The sequence below is a fragment of the Bradyrhizobium sp. USDA 4538 genome, assembly GCF_024171045.1.
Taxonomy (GTDB): Bacteria; Pseudomonadota; Alphaproteobacteria; order Rhizobiales; family Xanthobacteraceae; genus Bradyrhizobium; species Bradyrhizobium australafricanum.
Genome location: NZ_JALJZE010000001.1, coordinates 5,005,989 through 5,023,738, shown reverse-complemented (window position 1 = coordinate 5,023,738; position 17,750 = coordinate 5,005,989). Strand labels below are relative to the sequence as shown.

At 64.4% G+C, this 17,750-nt stretch carries 20 protein-coding genes; 10 read left to right on the top strand and 10 right to left on the bottom strand.

All coding sequences use genetic code 11. From position 1 onward, the window contains the following. Nucleotides 1-33: 33 nt before the first annotated feature. Both J2R78_RS22750 and J2R78_RS22745 read right to left on the bottom strand, forming a co-directional pair. On the bottom strand, nucleotides 34-984 hold the full coding sequence (locus J2R78_RS22750) for a sulfonate ABC transporter substrate-binding protein (RefSeq protein WP_253606915.1): 951 nt from the start codon (nucleotides 982-984) through the stop codon (nucleotides 34-36). Nucleotides 985-1,200: 216 nt separating this feature from the next. Then, on the bottom strand, nucleotides 1,201-2,406 hold the full coding sequence (locus J2R78_RS22745; protein WP_253606914.1) for an LLM class flavin-dependent oxidoreductase: 1,206 nt from the start codon (nucleotides 2,404-2,406) through the stop codon (nucleotides 1,201-1,203). Between the two features lie 218 nt (nucleotides 2,407-2,624). Here J2R78_RS22745 and J2R78_RS22740 point away from each other — a divergent pair, with 218 nt between their 5' ends. The 6 genes from J2R78_RS22740 (at nucleotide 2,625) to J2R78_RS22715 (ending at nucleotide 6,694) form a co-directional block, all read left to right on the top strand. Further along, a complete protein-coding gene (locus J2R78_RS22740; RefSeq protein ID WP_057017316.1) occupies nucleotides 2,625-3,734 on the top strand; it encodes an ATP-dependent RecD-like DNA helicase in 1,110 nt (369 codons plus the stop codon). 265 nt (nucleotides 3,735-3,999) lie between these two features. After that, complete coding sequence (gene msrA, locus J2R78_RS22735) at nucleotides 4,000-4,716, top strand: peptide-methionine (S)-S-oxide reductase MsrA (protein WP_253606913.1); 717 nt, start codon at nucleotides 4,000-4,002, stop codon at nucleotides 4,714-4,716. A 145-nt stretch (nucleotides 4,717-4,861) separates the two neighbouring features. Continuing rightward, nucleotides 4,862-5,275 carry a peptide-methionine (R)-S-oxide reductase MsrB gene (gene msrB / locus J2R78_RS22730; protein ID WP_253606912.1) on the top strand — a complete coding sequence of 138 codons (414 nt, stop codon included), beginning with the start codon at nucleotides 4,862-4,864 and terminating at the stop codon, nucleotides 5,273-5,275. Between the two features lie 224 nt (nucleotides 5,276-5,499). After that, nucleotides 5,500-5,877 carry a hypothetical protein gene (locus J2R78_RS22725; protein ID WP_253606911.1) on the top strand — a complete coding sequence of 126 codons (378 nt, stop codon included), beginning with the start codon at nucleotides 5,500-5,502 and terminating at the stop codon, nucleotides 5,875-5,877. A gap of 137 nt (nucleotides 5,878-6,014) precedes the next feature. Next, nucleotides 6,015-6,179 (top strand): DUF3309 family protein, encoded by a 165-nt coding sequence (locus tag J2R78_RS22720; RefSeq protein ID WP_016844323.1) that lies wholly within the window; start codon nucleotides 6,015-6,017, stop codon nucleotides 6,177-6,179. A 224-nt stretch (nucleotides 6,180-6,403) separates the two neighbouring features. Beyond that, nucleotides 6,404-6,694, top strand: a complete 291-nt coding sequence (locus J2R78_RS22715) for a hypothetical protein (RefSeq protein ID WP_016844322.1) — start codon at nucleotides 6,404-6,406, stop codon at nucleotides 6,692-6,694. 62 nt (nucleotides 6,695-6,756) lie between these two features. Here the strand turns inward: J2R78_RS22715 and J2R78_RS22710 are convergent, their stop codons facing one another. The 5 genes from J2R78_RS22710 to J2R78_RS22690 all read right to left on the bottom strand — a co-directional run bounded on the left by J2R78_RS22710 (nucleotide 6,757) and on the right by J2R78_RS22690 (nucleotide 11,670). Continuing rightward, a complete protein-coding gene (locus tag J2R78_RS22710) occupies nucleotides 6,757-7,317 on the bottom strand; it encodes a DUF4112 domain-containing protein (protein ID WP_253606910.1) in 561 nt (186 codons plus the stop codon). A gap of 93 nt (nucleotides 7,318-7,410) precedes the next feature. Continuing rightward, the gene (locus J2R78_RS22705) at nucleotides 7,411-7,890 is read right to left on the bottom strand and encodes a Crp/Fnr family transcriptional regulator (protein WP_253606909.1); all 480 of its coding nucleotides are present in this window, start codon (nucleotides 7,888-7,890) and stop codon (nucleotides 7,411-7,413) included. Nucleotides 7,891-8,156: 266 nt separating this feature from the next. Next, nucleotides 8,157-8,591: a DUF5413 family protein gene (locus J2R78_RS22700; protein ID WP_028343492.1), complete on the bottom strand. Its 435-nt coding sequence runs from the start codon at nucleotides 8,589-8,591 to the stop codon at nucleotides 8,157-8,159. 197 nt (nucleotides 8,592-8,788) lie between these two features. After that, complete coding sequence (locus tag J2R78_RS22695) at nucleotides 8,789-10,342, bottom strand: hypothetical protein (RefSeq protein ID WP_253606908.1); 1,554 nt, start codon at nucleotides 10,340-10,342, stop codon at nucleotides 8,789-8,791. 35 nt (nucleotides 10,343-10,377) lie between these two features. Then, entirely contained in the window at nucleotides 10,378-11,670 is a 1,293-nt protein-coding gene (locus tag J2R78_RS22690) for an adenylosuccinate synthase (protein WP_016842678.1), read from the bottom strand. A 347-nt stretch (nucleotides 11,671-12,017) separates the two neighbouring features. Between J2R78_RS22690 and ybaK the strand changes: the two genes are divergently transcribed. Continuing rightward, the gene (gene ybaK / locus J2R78_RS22685) at nucleotides 12,018-12,500 is read left to right on the top strand and encodes a Cys-tRNA(Pro) deacylase (RefSeq protein WP_028333475.1); all 483 of its coding nucleotides are present in this window, start codon (nucleotides 12,018-12,020) and stop codon (nucleotides 12,498-12,500) included. A gap of 69 nt (nucleotides 12,501-12,569) precedes the next feature. Here ybaK and J2R78_RS22680 read toward each other — a convergent pair whose 3' ends face one another. Genes J2R78_RS22680 through J2R78_RS22670 form a run of 3 tightly spaced genes read right to left on the bottom strand, consistent with a single transcriptional unit; the run spans nucleotide 12,570 to nucleotide 14,807 of the window. Beyond that, entirely contained in the window at nucleotides 12,570-12,788 is a 219-nt protein-coding gene (locus J2R78_RS22680; protein ID WP_016842680.1) for a hypothetical protein, read from the bottom strand. A gap of 38 nt (nucleotides 12,789-12,826) precedes the next feature. After that, entirely contained in the window at nucleotides 12,827-14,191 is a 1,365-nt protein-coding gene (locus tag J2R78_RS22675; protein ID WP_253606907.1) for a cytochrome P450, read from the bottom strand. Next, on the bottom strand, nucleotides 14,151-14,807 hold the full coding sequence (locus tag J2R78_RS22670; protein WP_253606906.1) for an acyl-homoserine-lactone synthase: 657 nt from the start codon (nucleotides 14,805-14,807) through the stop codon (nucleotides 14,151-14,153). The genes J2R78_RS22675 and J2R78_RS22670 overlap by 41 nt, the downstream gene beginning before the upstream one ends. A gap of 81 nt (nucleotides 14,808-14,888) precedes the next feature. Between J2R78_RS22670 and J2R78_RS22665 the strand changes: the two genes are divergently transcribed. The 3 genes from J2R78_RS22665 to J2R78_RS22655 all read left to right on the top strand — a co-directional run bounded on the left by J2R78_RS22665 (nucleotide 14,889) and on the right by J2R78_RS22655 (nucleotide 17,610). Continuing rightward, nucleotides 14,889-15,662, top strand: coding sequence for a LuxR family transcriptional regulator (locus J2R78_RS22665; RefSeq protein ID WP_016842683.1), 774 nt, complete (start codon nucleotides 14,889-14,891; stop codon nucleotides 15,660-15,662). A 412-nt stretch (nucleotides 15,663-16,074) separates the two neighbouring features. Beyond that, entirely contained in the window at nucleotides 16,075-16,461 is a 387-nt protein-coding gene (locus J2R78_RS22660; protein ID WP_028343499.1) for a hypothetical protein, read from the top strand. 216 nt (nucleotides 16,462-16,677) lie between these two features. Further along, complete coding sequence (locus tag J2R78_RS22655) at nucleotides 16,678-17,610, top strand: DMT family transporter (RefSeq protein WP_253606905.1); 933 nt, start codon at nucleotides 16,678-16,680, stop codon at nucleotides 17,608-17,610. The last annotated feature ends 140 nt before the right edge of the window (nucleotides 17,611-17,750 follow it).

Sequence of the window (17,750 nt, the reverse complement as noted above, 5' to 3'; positions counted from 1 at the left end):
TCCTCTGCATTGAAATGACCAAACGCGCGCCGATCAGGTCTGGGGATTGCGCCAGACGATGTCGCGGATCGCGATCTGCTTCGGGATCAGGCCGAGCTTGAAGAAGCGGTCGGCGACGCCCTGCTGGGTCGCGATGATGTCGTCGGTCACGGGTCCGACCGAGAAGCCCGCCCGCTTCGCCGCGATGGTCTGGATATCGAGCGGCACGCCGGTGACGGCGGCCAGCGATTTGGCGACCTCGTCGGGATGCGCCTGCGCCCATGCCGCGCTCGACGTCGTGACATCGACGATCTGCTGCAGGACCGCGCCGCGATTGCGGGCGAAGTCGCGGTTGGCGATGTAGAACGAGTTGGTCTTGGTGATGTCGCGCGTCTTGACCAGAATGCGGCCGTTCTGCCTGGTCTCGGCGATCGCGAAATACGGATCCCAGATCGCCCAGGCATCGATGCCGCCATTGGCGAAGGCCGGACCGGCGTCCGGCGGCGTCAGATAGACCGGCGTGATGTCGTCATAGGTGAGCCCGGCCTTCTCCAGCGTCTGGATCACGACATTGTGCGCGCTCGATCCCTTGGTGAAGCCGACGCGCTTGCCCTTGAGATCGGCGATTGACGCGATCGCCGAATTCTGCGGCACCAGGATGCCGGACCCGTTGATGATGGGCTGCGCCGCGGCATAGACGATGGCCGCGCCCGCGGCCTGCGCGAAGATCGGCGGGGAATCGCCGACCGCGCCGTAATCGACGCTGCCGACATTCATCGCTTCCATCATCGGCGGGCCCGAGGAGAACTCGACCCATTTCACGCCGATGCCCTGCGGCTTGAAATGATTTTCCAAGGCCTCGCGCTGGCGCGTGATAACGAGCACGCCGTTCTTCTGGTAGCCGATACGAATTTCCTTCGCGTCCGCCTGCGCCTTCGCACCGCGTGACAGCGCAGCGGCGGCGGCCGTGACGAGCGACAGCTGGAGGAACTCACGACGCTTCATTCCAAACTCTCCTGACGATCAAGCGCGCTATCGCGCTGCACGATCATGCGATGTCAGGATGATGGGGCGCGCGAATGAAGCTGTCGAGCACCGCACAAAAATAGCGATGCCAGCACTTCGGTGCTGGCATCGCGCGTGCCGTTTCTTTTAAGGCGCGGATCGCGTGTAGCGAATTATTTTCTTCACGCGATCGCGAGGCGGCTGCGCATTAATTGATCAGCCCGCAGCTGCTGCCTTCGAGCCGACATTGACCGCGAGTTTACCATAGCGGTCCGTGAACGCCTGGGTGTCGATCTCCTCGAGCTTAATCGAGCCATCGAGCACGCCCTTCTTCCAGGCATCGTGCTCGGGATCGTGCTGGAACTCCGGCATCACTTCTTTCGCGAACAGCTCGAGCGAATCGCAGATGTGCTCATGGGTGTTCTTGCCGGCCTGGTTGAGCAGGATCACCTGATCGATATGCGAGGCGCGGAAGCGCCGCAGCTTCTTGCGCAAGGTCTCGGGCGAGCCGATCAGGCCGCCGCGCAGCGCGGCCTCCTGCGCCTCCGGATTGTCCCGCTTCCACTTGTTGTACTCGTCCCACATGTTGACGGTGCCGGGCGCCGGGCGTTGCCGGTTCTGTGCCTGGCCGTAATAGCGCAGCGCGAACTGGAAGAAGGTTGCGCCGTCGGCGCGCCGGCGGGCTTCCTCGTCGGTCTTCGCGCACATGAAGAACGAGACCAGCGCCATGTTCGGATTGATCTTGTAGTCGGCGAGCTTCTTCAGCCGCTTGGTGATCGCGTTGTAATAGGCGTGCACCCAGGCATGCGCCGCCTCGGCGCTGACGAACTGAAAGCCGAGCGCGCCAAATCCGTTCTGCCCGGCGCGTTCGATGGTCGGCAATTGCGAGCATGCCATCCAGAGCGGCGGATGCGGCTTCTGCACCGGCTTCGGCACGACATTGCGCAGCGGGATATCGAAATATTGTCCGTGATGCTCGGTGCCGACCTTGCTGAACATCGGAAAGATCGCCTGCACGGCTTCCTCGAACACCTCGCGCTTGGTCTCCATGTCGCGGCCGAACGGCGTCAGCTCGGTGATCGAAGCGCTCTCGCCCATGCCGAACTCGCAGCGGCCGTTGCTCAGGAGATCGAGCACCGCGACCCGCTCGGCGACGCGGGCGGGATGATTGGTGGTGAGCTGGAAGATGCCGTGGCCGAGCCGGATGTGTTTGGTGCGCTGGCTCGCGGCGGCAAGGAAGGATTCCGGCGCCGGCGAGTGCGAATATTCCTCGAGGAAGTGGTGCTCCACGACCCAGGCGTAGTCGTAAGCGAGCCGGTCGGCGGTTTCCAATTGCGTCAGCGCGTTCTGGTAGAGCCTGAGCTCGTCGCCGTCGTTCCAGGGGCGCGGCAGTTGCAGCTCGTAAAAGATGCCGAATTTCATGGAGTCACTCCCAAGGTCGCTTGCTCGACCACTTATCGTGGTCTCGACCGCTTGTTGTTTTGGGGCAGTCTAGTGGCGCTCCGGATCAAGTCTAGCCTCGGGGGCGAAACCCCAATTCCGCGCAGCGGGAGACGGCTTGATCGGAACGCATGAATGTTTAGCTTGTGCTGGCCTGAGTCGCGGCGCTATCGGTCGCGCGCTCACTCTTCCGAAAGCCCATGACCACGTTCACGCCGCATCAGGACACTGCGCTGAAAGCCGTCGCCGACTGGCTGAAGGCCAAGCCCGGCCAGAATGGCACGCCGCCGGTGTTCCGCCTGTTCGGCTATGCCGGAACCGGCAAGACCACGCTCGCCCGCCACATCGCCGAAGGTGTCGACGGCGAGGTGAAGTTCGCGGCCTTCACCGGCAAGGCGGCGCTCGTGATGCGCAACAAAGGGTGTGACAGCGCCTCGACGATCCATTCGCTGATCTACCGCGCCCGCGAGTCCGGCGTCGAGCAGCCGAGCTTCGAGCTCTGGGACGATGCCCCGGCATCAAAGGCGAAGCTGATCGTGATCGACGAGTGCTCGATGGTCGATGCCGAGCTCGGCCGCGATTTGATGTCGTTCGACTGCCCGCTGCTGGTGCTCGGCGATCCCGCGCAATTGCCGCCGATCCAGGGCGGCGGCTTCTTCACCGATGCCGAGCCCGACGCGATGCTGACCGAGGTGCACCGCCAGGCGCAGGACGATCCGATCGTGCGGATGTCGATGGATATCCGCGAGGGTCGCGAGCTCGAGATCGGCCGCCATGGCGAGAGCGAGGTGGTGTCACGCAAGGAGCTCGATCCGGACCGCGTGATGAGCGCCGACCAGGTGCTGGTCGGCCGCAACAACACCCGCCGCGCCTACAACATGCGGGTGCGGCAGCGGCAGAACATCGAGGATCCGCTGCCGGTCGCCGGCGACAAGCTGGTCTGCCTGCGCAACAACCGCAAGAAGGGCCTGTTCAACGGCGGCCTGTGGCGGGTCAAGGCGCGCGCGCAGTCGAAATCCAGGATCATCACCATGCGCGTGATGCCGGACGAGGATTTCGGCTACAAGGTCACCAAGGTCTCGGTGCGCGGCGAGTGCTTCGACGGCGGCGTCGAGGGCGTGCCGTGGGAGCAGCGCAAGCCCTATGACGAGTTCGACTACGGCTATGTGCTGACCGTGCACAAGTCGCAGGGCTCGCAATGGGACGACGTCGTGCTGTTCGACGAGAGCTTTGCCTTCCAGGACTCGCGCGCGCGGTGGCTGTACACGGGGATCACGCGGGCGGCGAAGCGGCTCAGCGTGGTGGTGTGACGCCGTCATTCCGGGATGGTGCGTAAGCACCAGACCCGGAATCTCGAGATTCTCGGTGCGCAATTGCGCACCTGAGGGTTCGATGCTTTCGCATCGCCCCGGAATGACGCTCGCAAACGCGCATTTCCCTCACGAAACCGTGTGGCCGGCGCCGTAACAAAACGCCTCCTCGCCCGTATTTTGAAGCGTCGGAGCCACCCGGCCTGATTGGCCAATGCCGGCTCCCGCTCTAGACTGGCCCCACTTGCGATCCCACGAGGAACCCATGCCCAAAAGCTCCCTCAGCCGCCTCTCGCTGTGCGCCGCCGCGATCGGCGCGCTGGCCGTCACAGCTTTTGCCGTTGCGCCCTCGCTTGCCGCCGAGGACGCCGTGATCATCCCGGCGCCGGCCGCGAGCGCGCCGGAATCCGGCATCAAGACCGCAGTGCTGGCCGGCGGCTGCTTCTGGGGTGTGCAGGGCGTATTCCAGCACACCGCCGGCATCGTCAGCGCGGTGTCCGGCTACTCCGGCGGCAGCAAGGCAAGCGCCGATTACGAGAAGGTCTCGACCGGCACCACCGGCCATGCGGAATCGGTCGAGATCAAGTACGACCCGCAGAAGATCTCCTACGGCAAGATCCTGCAGATCTTCTTTTCCGTCGTGCACGACCCGACCCAGCTGAACCGGCAGGGCCCCGATTCCGGCACGCAATATCGCTCGGCGATCTTCACCACCAGCGACGAGCAGAAGAAGGTCGCGGACGCCTATATCGTCCAGCTCAACGCGGCCAAGGTCTACAAGAAGCCGATCGTCACCAAGGTCGGCGCGCTGGAGGCGTTCTATCCGGCGGAGGGCTACCACCAGGACTATCTGACGCTGCACCCGAACCAGCCCTATATTGCCTATAACGACATCCCGAAGGTCGAGAACCTGAAGAAGATCTTCGCGGAGAACTATATCGAGAAGCCGACGCTGGTGGGCAGCACCAAGGTCACCAACTGAGGCGACGCTTCCCGTCATTGCGAGCGAAGCGAAGCAATCCATGCCGCGGCAAGCGGAAAGATGGATTGCTTCGTCGCTTCAGCGCAAAATTGCCTTGCAATTTTGTCGCGAGCTCCTCGCAATGACAACCAACAAGGGAGTTTCCATGTCCGATACCAAGACCGACGGCAAGATCCGCAAGAGCGAAGCCGAGTGGCGCAAGGAATTGACGCCGATGCAGTACGCCGTGCTGCGCGAGAAAGCGACCGAGCGGCCCTTCACCGGCGAATACGAGCATGATCCCCGCAAGGGCACCTATGTCTGTGCCGGCTGCGGGCAGACGCTGTTCGAATCCGACCAGAAGTTCGATTCCGGCTGCGGCTGGCCGAGCTTCTCCAAGCCCGCGGTCGAGAGCCATGTCGACGAGGAGCGCGACATGAGCCACGGCATGATCCGCACCGAGGTGCTGTGCTCGAAATGCGACGGCCATCTCGGCCACGTCTTCAACGACGGCCCCGGCCCGACCGGCCTGCGCTACTGCATCAACTCGGCGGCGCTGAAGCTCGACGAGAAGAAGTAACGGCTGCGATTTTTGTCATGCGCGGGCTTGACCCGCGCATCCATCAAGGAGAGAGCCTTTCTCTGCGATGGATTGCCGGGTCAAGCCCGGCAATGACGACAGTGGGTTGGGCAAATATCCTGGCCTCACGTCGAACAATTTCTCCGCCCCGCGCGACCAAGAACCGGTCGCGCGGGGTTTTGTTTTGGCCGTGGTGACCTGCGCGTCAAACGAAGGAAATTTTGATGTCACGGATTCCAGGAAAGCTTTTGTTCGGTCTCGGTCTTGCCGGCCTCATCGTCGGGAGCGCGGTGAGCGGGCCTGCGTTGGCTGCCGACAAGATCTCGCTGTTCAAGGTCATCACCAGCAAGGACGAGATCGTCATCGGCCTGACCGATGCCGACCTCGCAGAGGTCGAAGGCCAGAATGCCGGCGGCATCGCCAAGATGCTGGTTGCGAAGGGCACGATGAGCGTCTGGCAATACGCCGTGCACAAGTCCCCCTCCGGCGATCTCGAACAGGCGCCGGTGCACAAGGTCGGACTGATCGCCAACGACTCGCTGCGGGTCGAGCCCTATCCGACCCCGCTGAAGGTGCTGCCGATCGACGAAGGCAGGAAATAGCCACCAGGGCCACCGGCAACATCCTCGTGATCGGCTGACGGCCTTAACGACTCGCAGGCCGGAATGTGCTTTGCTCGGTGTTCGCGGGGCCGTAGGCGTCTCGCCGTGCGGCTGCCGCCTGTTCTGAGGAGGGCGCCATGTCGCTTGGACTGATCCTCATCATCCTTCTGCTGATTATCCTGCTGGGTGGCTATAGCGGCCGAATTCGCGGCTATGGCTATGGCCTCGGCCACTCCGGAATGGGCCTTTTCGGGGTGATTTTGATCGTGGTCGCGATCCTGGCCTGGCTCGACAAGATTTGAGCACCATAAACCATTGAAATAAAAGAATTTATCTGGCCGGCCCCCGTGCTATGCGCGGATTCAGCATGTGCCCTGTCAGGGGCTCTTCTGGGGTCGCATTTTTGTCAAAGAGGCCTATATTAGGGGTCGAAATGACATGTACGGCGCGCCGCCGATAATAGGCCGCCGTCCCCCAAAATCCCTTTCGCAACGCCAACTGAAAAGAACACAAGAGGTCGTCGACCATGCGTCCCCTGCGTCCGTTCAACTATAACACATCCGCCGAACTGTTCCCCGCCGCGATCCGCAAGAAGAAGCGGGCGGGTTTCGCCTACCGCCGTTTCGGCACCGCTGCCGAGGCCGTGCAGTTCGCGATGGAGCAGCTGCCGGCGGACTCGCTGAACGGCGCCTATCTCCAGGTCGAGGAAGCCCGTTTCGACCAGAACGGCATCCGCTCGCTCTATGAGAGCGAGGCTTTTCCGCTGCCGCGTCGTCCGCGCCCGGCCGCCAGCCAGACCGACGCTGACGCCGCATAAGCTTTCTGCTCTTCGCTCAACGAAAAGCCCTCGGATCGATCCGGGGGCTTTTGTTTTGAGAGTTAAAATCGCGGCTGCTTGTCGAGCCAGCGCCGCAGCATCCGCACATTGCGGATATTGGCGCGGAACATGACGTCGAAGGCATCGCCCGCCACCGGCACCATGCCGATCACGCCGTCGACGGCGACGTTGGCGAGCATCCGCGCGGTGATGTGCCAGGGCGCGCCCAGCAGACGCGCCTCGCGCACCAGCCATAGCGAGATCGCGGTGGTGATGATATCGCCGACCACCGGGATCAGGCCGATCAGCCCGTCGATGCCGTAGCGCACATTGGTGCCCGGAACGATGAAGGCGACGTCGAGTAGTTTTGCGATCATCTCCAGCCGCTGCAGCCGCTGCTCGCGGGTCAGATTGCCGAACGGGTTGGCGGAGGAGTTGCGGAAGTCGAACTGGAAGCCTTCCTGAAAGGCTCCCTGAAAACCTTGGAACTGCGGATGCAGCAGGCCATCGGCGAGCTCGCGCCCGTCCTGGTCGATGACCTTGCCGCGCGCCTGCGCGCCGCCAAAGGGCGGCCGCGATCGCGCGGCGTGGGGCGTGAAGATGTCGTCCTCGGGCATGGCCATCACATGGTAACGCAGGCAGGCGGTTCAAGTTGCGTCACATTACCACTGTGTCACCTTCAAGGCCTATTACCTCGAGGCTCTGCCGCGCTCGCTTCAGTAGACGCCCTTGTTCATGGTTCTGAGCCGCTGCGCCAGCGTCCGCATGACCTTCAGGGCAAAATGCGGCGTCTGGCTCACGAGGAAGAGAAACTGCTTTTCCGAAACCGGGACGAGCTCGACATCCGTGAGCGCCGTGGCGGTCGCGCTCCTTGGCTCATTGTCGATCAACGCCATCTCGCCAAAGATCGTGTCGGGCGCCAGATCCGCCATCGTCTTGTTGCCGACCTGAATGCGCACATAGCCGCTCTTGATCACGAAGAGCTCGTTGGCCTGCTCGCCCTCGCGAAAGATAATGCCGCCGGCTCGGACCAGGCGCGTTTCGATACTGTTGCCCGTCAGAAGGCTGAAGCTTGCATCTGCCACTCGAAATTCCTTTCCCCGAATCCGGACGCAGATCCCGTACGTCCCGGTCGTCTGCAGCGACGGCTGAAATAAATGCGCGAACACAGAATAGAGCAGGCCCGGGATCGGCATCGCCACTGCCCCGGGCGGCCGCGGGTCACGAGGACGAACGCGGACATGACATTGGGACTACGTTTGCATGACGATGATGTGACAGTTGTGTGAAGGTAGCCGGACCTCCGGCGTCTCGCGCGCTGATACGATTACTGCAAGGGGCGATCTATTCCGCGCCGGGCGTTGAGCGCGGCCCTTGTCCGATCGCGACGTGCTCATTTCGCGGTTGGGTCAGAAGTCGCCGAACGCGACTTCTGCTTTTCCCTTGGTACTGAGCACCTGCCCTAATGCTGGGAAGCCGGCTGCGCCGGCGCGTGCAGCTCTTCGGCATATTTGTGCGCCAGCCAGGACGTGATCACGCCCGGGATGAAGCCGACCATTCCGTACAGGATGAACTGCACCGCGCCGCTTTCGGAGCCGTGCGAGGCGTAGGTCAGCGCCGCGCCGACGAACGCCACCGCACCAACGAGCAGCATCCGCACCACCGGCGCGATCCGCCTCACATGCATCAGGATGTCGTCGATCGCACCGAACATCAGCGACGGCACGATGCCGAACAGATAATTGTATTGCAGCGACTTCACGAACACGACGAGCAGCTTGGTCACCTCGCCGCCGCTGGTCTCGGTCCAGTAGCCGGACTGATAGGTGGTCATGAGCAGCAGCAGGAAGCCGCCGATGAACGGCCCGATGGCTGCGAAGATCAGATAGCGTTTCATGGCGTGCCCTTGCCCGACGTCAACCAAGTGTAACGCGGTCGCGCGACGGTTCTAGGGAAAAATCGAAAGTCGCGGCGATGTTCCGGAGCTCTGCACGTCGATGCGCTGCAACAGCCGCTGATCTTGCTGCGATACGGAATCGCCCGGACGAAGCCGGGCGACGACATTGCTGGCGACCGGGGCGAGAGCTAAGGCCGCTACTCACCCCACGCCGCGAACGCCTCGTTGAAGGCTCGCTCGCCGGGGGCGCCCTTTTCGATCGCGATGATGGCGCGGCGCTGGTTGGTGTAGACCAGCGGCACGTCGAACCAGGAGCGCTCCTTCAGGAGCTGCAGGTTGCGCGAGCGGTCGGCGTCGACATTGGAGAGGCCGACCAGGAAGAAGCCGTCGGTGACCTTGACCGCGAGCCCGGCCAGCGGCGTGCCGCGTGCCTGCTCGTTCGACTTCATCAGGATGCCCGGCACGTTGCCGACGCCGCCATTGGCGAAGTCCTGCGGCAGGATGAAGGTCAATTCCGCGGTATGGCTCGCCGGCAGCGATGAATCGGTGTTGCGGCGGAACGACATCGTCATCTTGAACTTGCGATCGGGAATGTCGATGTCGGCGCGCACGGCGATGTCGGGCTTCTGGTTGCCCGATCCCTTGACCTGCTCGGTGCGCCAGACCACCGAACCGACATACTGCTTGCCCTTCGGATCCGACGGGTCCTCGTCATACAGCACCACGCGCTGCGCCACCGGGGCGACCGTCTCGCCCGACGACGAGGGCTGGCCGACGCGGTCGGTGATCTTCTTGCTCGCAGGCGTCGACGCGGCATCCTTCGGCGCCTCGACCGGGGCCGAGGATTTGAGCAGGCTGCTGACGAGGGTCATGGCCTGCTGCCGGAACAGGATGCCGGTGCCGACCAGGATCAGCAGGATGCCGATCACGATCGCGGTCTTGAACGGGAACATCGAGCCGACGCGCGGCGGCTTCTTCGGCTCGCGCTCGCCGTTGCCGGCCCGCGACCGCTGCGGCGGCGGACCTTGCGGCGGCTGCGGGGTGTAGCGCTCGGCCTCCTCGATCGACTCGTCGTAGGAATACGGCGCCTCGGGATCGCCGCCGCGATTCTCAAGGCTCGGCTCGAGCCGATCGAATTCCGGCGAGGGCGACGGCACGTTGGCGTAGGTCTTGCGCGCGTTGCGGCTGGCTTGCGCCGCGGCACGGCCGAGATCGTCGGCATCGGCGGTGATGTCGCGGAAGCCGCGCACGCCCGGCGCGGCCGGCGGCACCGGCGGCGGCGCACCTTCCGGACCGCGGCGGGGCGGGCCCGGCCGGGCCGGCGGCGCCTGGGTCTCGGGCGGGACCGGCGGGTTCTGCGGCCGCGGCGGGGCCGGCAGCGGTGTGTCGGGGCGCAGATTGCGCGGCGGACGGGGGTCGGCCGGGGGCCGCGGGCGCGCGGCAGTGTCGGCGGGACTGGCCTCGGGCGGCCGGGCATTGGCGCGGCTGCCGCGGACAGCGGCGGCAGCACCGCCGGGGCGCGAGGCCTCGCGGGCGCGCTGCGCGGCCTCGGACTCGACCTTGCGAACCGCCTCTTCCAGCGACAGCCGTTCGCGGGTGATCTCGGACTCGGAGAGCGGCGGCTGCACGCCGCGGAGCTGCTGGATCAACGCCGTTCGCGCCCGCGCATACAGCGCACGGCGGGCTTCGCCGGGGGCGTTGGGGTCCAATCCGGCGATGGCACGGGCGATCAGCGGGTAGTAGTCAGCCATTTCCACACAATTGGAGGGATATAGGTAATATCCCGTTAAGCCTCGAACGGATTCTGTACCAGAATAGTATCTTCACGCTCCGGGCTGGTGGACAGCAGGGCGATCGGACACCCCACCAGTTCCTCGACCCGGCGAACGTACTTGATGGCCTGGGCCGGCAGGTCCGCCCAGGACCGCGCATTGGCGGTCGGCTGTTTCCAGCCCTCGATGATCTCATAGATCGGCTCGACCCGGGCCTGCGCGCCCTCGCCCGCCGGCAGATGGTCGATCTCCTTGCCGTCGAGCTTGTAGCCGATGCAGACCTTGATGCTGTCGAACCCGTCCAGAATATCGAGCTTGGTCAGCGCCAGCCCGGCAATTCCGCAGGTGCGGACAGTCTGTCGCACCAGCATGGCATCGAACCAGCCGACCCGGCGCTTGCGCCCGGTATTGACGCCGAATTCCTTGCCGCGACGGCCGATTTCCTCGCCGATCTCGTCGTTCAGCTCGGTCGGGAACGGACCCTGGCCGACCCGGGTGGTGTAGGCCTTGCAGATGCCCAGCACATAGCCGACCGCGCCCGGGCCGAGGCCGGTGCCGGTCGCGGCCTGCGCCGCCACTGTGTTGGACGACGTCACATAGGGATAGGTGCCGTGGTCGACGTCGAGCAGCGCGCCCTGCGCGCCCTCGAACAGGATGCGCTTGCCCTCGCGGCGCTTGAGGTCCAGCAGCCGCCACACCGTCTCGGCATAGGGCAATAGCTTCGGCGCCATCGCTGACAGCTCGCTCAGGATGCTCTTGCCGTCGATCTCCGCGAGGTTGAGGCCGCGGCGCAGCGCATTGTGATGCGCCAGCAGGCGTTCGATCTTGTGCGGCAGGGTGTCGAGGTCGGCGAGGTCCATCAGGCGGATGGCGCGGCGGCCGACCTTGTCCTCATAGGCCGGGCCGATGCCGCGGCGGGTCGTGCCGATCGAGGTGATGGCGTTGGACGATTCGCGCAAGGCGTCGAGCTCGCGATGCAGCGGCAGGATCAGCGTGACGTTCTCGGCGATCCGCAGATTGTCCGGTCCGACCGCCACGCCCTGCCCCTTCAGCTTGGCGACTTCGTCGAGGAAGGCCTGCGGATCGAACACCACGCCATTGCCGATCACCGCGAGCTTGTTCGGGCGCAGCACGCCGGAGGGCAGCAGCGCCAGCTTGTAGGTCTCGCCATTGATCACGAGCGTATGGCCGGCATTGTGGCCGCCCTGGAAGCGCACGACGATGTCGGCCTGTTCCGACAGCCAGTCGACGATCTTGCCCTTCCCTTCGTCACCCCATTGGGCGCCGACGACGACAACATTGGCCATTGCGAAGATGTTCCCTTCAGGTGTTTCAGACCATGATCGCGGCGAAAACGCGTCCGCCCACAGCGACCTGCATTGATATGCCCAGCCTAAATCGCGGCGCCCGGCCGCGCGCACGCAAGGCGCCTACCGGATAAAGGAAGCGGCTCGGCTGCGCAAGCAAGAAGGGGCTCGTTTACGCCTTTTAGACGACCTACAACCCTTTGATATCCCCATTAAATTCCATGCTGCGCCCGGCCGCACCGGGCTGGCGGGAATTTAATGTTACGGCAACGTGACGCCGGACCTGCTGTGGATTGATCGCAGCTCCTATTACGGCGATCATTCACCTAGATTAACCGGCAGGGTCCATGCCCAATTCCACCCAAGCGACGATGGCGCTGCGCAAGCTCGGCATTGCCTTCAAGCTTCACACCTATGTCTACGATTCCAGCGCCGAGAGCATCGGGCTGCAGGCGGCCGAGGCGCTCGGCGTCGACCCGAATCGCATGCTCAAGACGCTGATGGCGGAGGTCGACGGCAAGCCGGTCTGCGCCGTGGTGCCGTCCGACTGCGAGGTCAGCATGAAGAAGCTTGCCGCCGCCCTCGGCGGCAAGTCGGCCAGGATGATGCGCCCGGCCGATGCCGAGCGGCTGACCGGCTATCATGTCGGCGGCATCAGCCCGTTCGGCCAGAAGAAGAAGGTGCCGACCGCGATCGACGAGACCGCCCTCACCCACGTCACGGTCTTCGTCAATGGCGGCCAGCGCGGCCTGCAGATCGAGATCGATCCGAACGACGCCGCGCTTGCCGCCGGCGCCACGATGAAGGCGCTGGTGGCGACGCAGGACTGATCCTACGCAAGGCTGAGCCTGCGCGAGACCGATCCTGCGCGAGACTGATCCGAAGACCGGCCGCCGCGATCAATGCGAGGATTTGTCCCTCATGAACTCCGCGCCGACGAAGTCGGACAGACCGGATAATTCCTCGGCCGTAATATCGTTGACGTTGAGCCGCAGCTGCATGATCGCGAGGTCGAGCAGATGCGCGGCGAAGCTTGCGCCGGCCGCCCTCACGATGCTGCGCTGCTCGATCAAGACAGCGATGACGTCGCGCAAACTGCGCACTTGCACTTGATCCATGGCCCTTTGCCCGGCGCCGGCCGTTGTTAGCTGAGTTGTCATTGGGATACCGATTGTAGTGTGCTGATGGACGCCGCACCCACGGTTGGGATGTACGGCAGATGCCCGGCTTCGTCGCCGAGATGCGGGATGCGCGGGCGCATCTCGCGGATTTCGATGTCGATGGTCATCGGCGGGGGAATCAGCGTCACCGAGGCTTTCGGCCATGGCGCCGGATTCGGGCTGACGCCGGTGAAGCGATAGGCCGCGGCGATCTCGAGCGCGAGCAGTTGCAGCTCGAGCATCGCAACCCCCATCCCGGCGCAGGCGCGCGGACCGGCGCCGAACGGGATGTAGGCGTCGGTGTTGTAGCGCCGCGTCAGCAGGAAGCGGTCCGGATCCTCGAAATGCCGGGGATCGCGCTGCAGCTGCCAGGGGCAGATCAACAGCGAGGTGCCGACCTTGAGATCGCGCCCGCCGATCGTCACCGGCTGCATCACCTCGCGCGAGAACCACCAGGCGCTGGGGTAGAGCCGGCAGACCTCCTTGACCAACGTCGCGCTCAGATTGGCGCGCTTCACCGCCTCGAGCCGCAGCTCGCCGTCGTCGCCGAGGCACTCCGCCGCCTCGTCGGCAATCTCGTCCATCAGGGCGGGATTGGTGGCCATCTGGTAGAACATCCACGCCGCAGTCGAACCTGTGGTGTGATGGCCGGCCAGCAGCAATGTCAGGATCTCGTCCTCGAGATCGCGATCGGTCAGGCCGAGCGCCTCGAGATCGCGCAGCGCACTGCTCGAGCCGGCCTTGCGGCGCAGACGTTGCACCACCGTCGACATCGCAAGCTTGGCACAGACCCGGTTCTTGCGCCGCCGATACCAGGCCACCGGACCGAACGGCAACGCGCGGAACATCTCTTCCGCAAGATCGTCCTCGATCGCGCCCACCGCCTGAACCAGGGCTTCCTCGTCGCCGGACGACATCACCTGGGAGCCGAAGATCGCGACGCAGATCGTCCGCAGCGCCAGCATCGCGGTGATATGGTGCGGATCGAACGATCCGAGCCGCGCCAGGCTGGCGCCGACCGCGCGGATCTCGGCGCACATATGCGGCAGGAATTTCTCGACGCTGCCCTTGGCCATGTGCTTCTGCAGCACCGCTCGCCGCCGCTTGTGCTCCTCGCCGCTCAGCATCAGCGAGCTGCGGCCGAGCACCGGCGTCAGCTTCTTGATCAGCTTGCCCTTTCCGATGTCGGTCTCCGGCGCCTTGAGGATCGGGCGCAGCAGATCCGGATCGTTCACCAGGAACACCGGCGCGGGACCGAGCTGCAACGGCACCAGCCCCAGCGCGGACTCGTTGCCGCGCGTCAGCAGCAGACGCAGCGGATCACGCTGGAATGCTCGAACGTCCGAGAACATGTGAAGCATCGTGGATCTCCAATTGCCGTCCAAGGTCGAGGAATTTGGTCAGGCCGGGATTGGCGGCGAGACCGAGCGGAATTTCTCCGGCGAGCGCCGTCAGCGGGCGGCCCGTGCGATCATTGCCGATCACCTGCGGCGGGCCGTAGCGGCGGGTGCGGATGTCCATCCGGGTGAGAAAACGCTCATAGGAGAGGTCGGCCAGCGCGACGAGCGCCTTCGCTCCGCGCAGCTCGGCGAAGCGGAACATCAGCGCATAGTTCACGCGTGCGGCCTGCGACCTCGCGACGTTCGGCAGCACGCCGAAACGGCTGATCTCCCAGGCGTCGCGGCTGCTCGGAAAGCGACGCAGCGCAAGCTGCGAGAAGACCGACTTGGTGAGATAGGGATAATCGGTGCGGATGGCCCGGAAGCCGCCGACGAGCTCGACGCCGGAGAACAACAGGCAGTGCTCGGTATACCAGCAGTCGAACTGATCGCGTTCGATATCCCCGACCGTGGTCAGAAGCCAGCCGCAATGGTCGACGAACAGGCGCTTGCGCAGCCGCAACATCGCCCCGACATGCGCCGGATCAAGCTCTTCCCTGGTAATGAGGGCGTGGTAGCCGTCCAATGAATGAAGCATTTGTCCCTTCCTCCAAATGCGGGAACATCTGGAACAAAAGGGGTTAACTGTGGTACCCCCTAAAACCGGGGGTTTTCGTCAATGGGCCTGGTAGACGCGATTTCGACCATCGAGGCGTCGGATACCATCGACGAGCTCAGCTCGTCATTGCATCGCGTTGTCCAGAATTACGGCTTCTCGGGCTTTGCCTTTGTCGATGCCGGCCGGCCCGACCTTGATCTGCCCTATCATATCGGCACATTTCCCGACGCCTGGAAGCGGGCGTATGTGCAGAACGAGTTCGTTCATGCCGATCCGGCGCTGGCGCGGTCACGACGCACCAACACGCCGTTCAGCTGGAGCAGCCTGAAGCTGCCGGAGCGAAGCGGACGCAAGCGACCGCCCGAGGTCAAGACGATGGATGCCGCCCGGGAGTTCGGATTCAAGGACGGCTTCGTCGTTCCCTTCCACTATCGCGACCGGCTCGGCGCGGTGCATTCGAGCTCGACGGTGTTCTTCTGGGAAGACGAGCCGCGCGACTTCGACAAGCTGTTCGTCTGCCATCGCCATGAACTGCATCTGTTGATGATCTATTGGGTGCAGCGGGCGATGGACATCGTCAACCGCGACCAGCGCAACGCGCCGACCATCCTCAAGCCCGCGGACGCCGCCGAAACCATCAAGCTCACCGGCCGGGAAAAGGAAGTGATCGCCTGGGCGGCGCGCGGCAAGACCGTGGCCGACACCGCGCAGATCCTCGGCATTTCGCCGGAGACGGTGGAAGGCTTCATCAAGCAGGCGCTGCGGAAGCTCGAGGCATCCAACAAGACCCATGGGGTGGCCAAGAGCATCGCGCTCGGGATCATCGATTTGTGAGCGGCGCCGCGCAGCCATGGCGGCGCTCCCGGGGCTGCCGCCATGCCGACCGCATCGCCCTGCCAGGACCAGACACCGTGATATGTGGCGCGGTCACACATTCGGTTGGGTTCATCTCCCCGGTCGCCCCCTGATTGCATTCGCGGACGGTCTTGATAATAAGGGCCGTGGCCGGATGACGCTGATGCGAGCATCCCAGACCAGGGTGCGCACTCCGGTGCCCGTCCGGCGCGACTGCCCGGCTGGCGTCGAGGCGCGGATCATCCTGCACGTTGCCCGGTACGGCAGGACCCGTCGTCCAGCCGCATGATCCGTAGAAGTCCCATCGCGACGAACCGCCGGTTCATTTGCTACCAACTTTTGTAGCGGAAATGCTGTCCACGGACCTAGCTGGAGATGGTCTGAACGCATCATGAGCACATCACAGGACGACCAGATCGACCAATTGGTGCAGGCGCGCTGGCGCGCCATCGGGCTGTCGCAGGCGGATCTCGCCGAGATCCTGTGCGCAGGGGCCTCCCTGCAAAAGAACGGCGTCGACGGCACGGTGAAGATCGATACCGGTCGCCTGGCGACCGTAGCCGAGATGCTCGGAATCGCCGCCGACATCCTCAATCGCCGGCCGGTCACGGCAGCGCCGACGCAAGCCGGCCAGACGGCGGAGTCGCTGCAGTCCCTGCTCGAACTGCGCATGCTGCGGGTGTTTCGCGACGTGCAGGACCCCGACACCAAGCGGATCCTGATCGAGCTCGCCGAGCAGATCGTCAAGCGCCAGACCACGCCGCCGGAGACCGGCTAGGACCAAACGTTCGATCCCCTGCGCGACCGGCGCGGGGCTGGCCCGGCCAGGCGCTGTTGCTGCCTTGGTGAAGGGGTCTTCGCGCATGGTCGCGATGCGTCTATCCCCATTGATGGAATGACGAAATCCGTGTCTGTGATCCGAGCCGGGGAGATCCATACCGGCCCGGCGGTGCCAGCCGGGCAGGCCGCGGCGTCGTGAACCCGGGCCCTCTTTATGTCTGCCTCCGATTCCACCACATCAACGCCTGCGGCCGGCTCCTGGATCGCCAACCAGCCCTATCTGCTGCTCTGCATCACCGCGACGTGCTGGGCCGGCAATGCGATCGTCGGCCGCCTCGCCGCCGGCCACATTCCGCCGGTGACGCTGTCGTTCCTGCGCTGGTCGGCGGCATTCCTGATCATCCTGCCGTTTGCCTGGAAGCACCTCGTCCGCGACTGGCCGGTGATCCGCAACAATCTCGGCATCATGGTGCTGATGTCGATCACCGGCATCAGCGCCTTCAACACGCTGCAATACTGGGCGCTCGAGCACACCCAGGCGCTCAACACGCTGCTGCTGCAATCCGCGGCACCGCTGGTGGTCGCGCTGTGGTCGCTGATCCTGCTCGGCGCACGGCTGACGCTGGCGCAATTGTTCGGCGTGCTGCTGTCGCTCGCCGGCGTGCTGGTGATCCTGCTGCACGGTGATCTCACGACGCTGTCGAAGATCGAGTTCAACAAGGGCGATCTGATCTTCATCGTCGCATTGGTGATCTTCGCGCTGTATTCGGTGCTGACCCTGAAGCGGCCCAAAATCCACGGCCTGTCGGTCGCCGCCTTCACCTTCGGCTGCGGCGCGCTGGTCCTGATCCCGCTCTACATCTGGGAACTCGGCACGCGTCCGGTGATGCAGCTCACGATCAACAACCTGCTGTCGCTATTCTATGTCGCGGTGTTCCCCTCGACACTGGCCTATCTGTGCTTCAACCGCGGTGTGCAGCTGATCGGCGCCAACCGCGCCGCGCCGTTCTTCCACATGGTTCCGGTGTTCGGCACCATCATGTCGATCGTGTTCATCGGCGAGCATCCGCAGGCCTTCCACTTCATCGGCTTTGCGCTGGTGCTGGCCGGTGTCTTCGCGGCGTCGCGGAAGCAGTCGGCGGCGTGACTGTCGGAAGAGCATATCTCCATCCTTCCCTCTCGCCGTTCTTACGGGGAGTGGGTCAGGGTGAGGGGCTCGCTCCGCAAAGACGGAGCGAGATGAATTCGCGGAGACTCCCCCTCACCCGGATCGCATCTTCGAAGCGA

Excerpts from the sequence above, each read along its gene's own strand:
- J2R78_RS22750 (WP_253606915.1), bottom strand. The coding sequence starts at position 984 with ATGAAGCGTCGTGAGTTCCTCCAGCTGTCGCTCGTCACGGCCGCCGCC.
- J2R78_RS22745 (WP_253606914.1), bottom strand. The coding sequence starts at position 2,406 with ATGAAATTCGGCATCTTTTACGAGCTGCAACTGCCGCGCCCCTGGAAC.
- J2R78_RS22740 (WP_057017316.1), top strand. The coding sequence starts at position 2,625 with ATGACCACGTTCACGCCGCATCAGGACACTGCGCTGAAAGCCGTCGCC.
- msrA (WP_253606913.1), top strand. The coding sequence starts at position 4,000 with ATGCCCAAAAGCTCCCTCAGCCGCCTCTCGCTGTGCGCCGCCGCGATC.
- msrB (WP_253606912.1), top strand. The coding sequence starts at position 4,862 with ATGTCCGATACCAAGACCGACGGCAAGATCCGCAAGAGCGAAGCCGAG.
- J2R78_RS22725 (WP_253606911.1), top strand. The coding sequence starts at position 5,500 with ATGTCACGGATTCCAGGAAAGCTTTTGTTCGGTCTCGGTCTTGCCGGC.
- J2R78_RS22720 (WP_016844323.1), top strand. The coding sequence starts at position 6,015 with ATGTCGCTTGGACTGATCCTCATCATCCTTCTGCTGATTATCCTGCTG.
- J2R78_RS22715 (WP_016844322.1), top strand. The coding sequence starts at position 6,404 with ATGCGTCCCCTGCGTCCGTTCAACTATAACACATCCGCCGAACTGTTC.
- J2R78_RS22710 (WP_253606910.1), bottom strand. The coding sequence starts at position 7,317 with ATGGCCATGCCCGAGGACGACATCTTCACGCCCCACGCCGCGCGATCG.
- J2R78_RS22705 (WP_253606909.1), bottom strand. The coding sequence starts at position 7,890 with ATGCCGATCCCGGGCCTGCTCTATTCTGTGTTCGCGCATTTATTTCAG.
- J2R78_RS22700 (WP_028343492.1), bottom strand. The coding sequence starts at position 8,591 with ATGAAACGCTATCTGATCTTCGCAGCCATCGGGCCGTTCATCGGCGGC.
- J2R78_RS22695 (WP_253606908.1), bottom strand. The coding sequence starts at position 10,342 with ATGGCTGACTACTACCCGCTGATCGCCCGTGCCATCGCCGGATTGGAC.
- J2R78_RS22690 (WP_016842678.1), bottom strand. The coding sequence starts at position 11,670 with ATGGCCAATGTTGTCGTCGTCGGCGCCCAATGGGGTGACGAAGGGAAG.
- ybaK (WP_028333475.1), top strand. The coding sequence starts at position 12,018 with ATGCCCAATTCCACCCAAGCGACGATGGCGCTGCGCAAGCTCGGCATT.
- J2R78_RS22680 (WP_016842680.1), bottom strand. The coding sequence starts at position 12,788 with ATGGATCAAGTGCAAGTGCGCAGTTTGCGCGACGTCATCGCTGTCTTG.
- J2R78_RS22675 (WP_253606907.1), bottom strand. The coding sequence starts at position 14,191 with ATGCTTCACATGTTCTCGGACGTTCGAGCATTCCAGCGTGATCCGCTG.
- J2R78_RS22670 (WP_253606906.1), bottom strand. The coding sequence starts at position 14,807 with ATGCTTCATTCATTGGACGGCTACCACGCCCTCATTACCAGGGAAGAG.
- J2R78_RS22665 (WP_016842683.1), top strand. The coding sequence starts at position 14,889 with ATGGGCCTGGTAGACGCGATTTCGACCATCGAGGCGTCGGATACCATC.
- J2R78_RS22660 (WP_028343499.1), top strand. The coding sequence starts at position 16,075 with ATGAGCACATCACAGGACGACCAGATCGACCAATTGGTGCAGGCGCGC.
- J2R78_RS22655 (WP_253606905.1), top strand. The coding sequence starts at position 16,678 with ATGTCTGCCTCCGATTCCACCACATCAACGCCTGCGGCCGGCTCCTGG.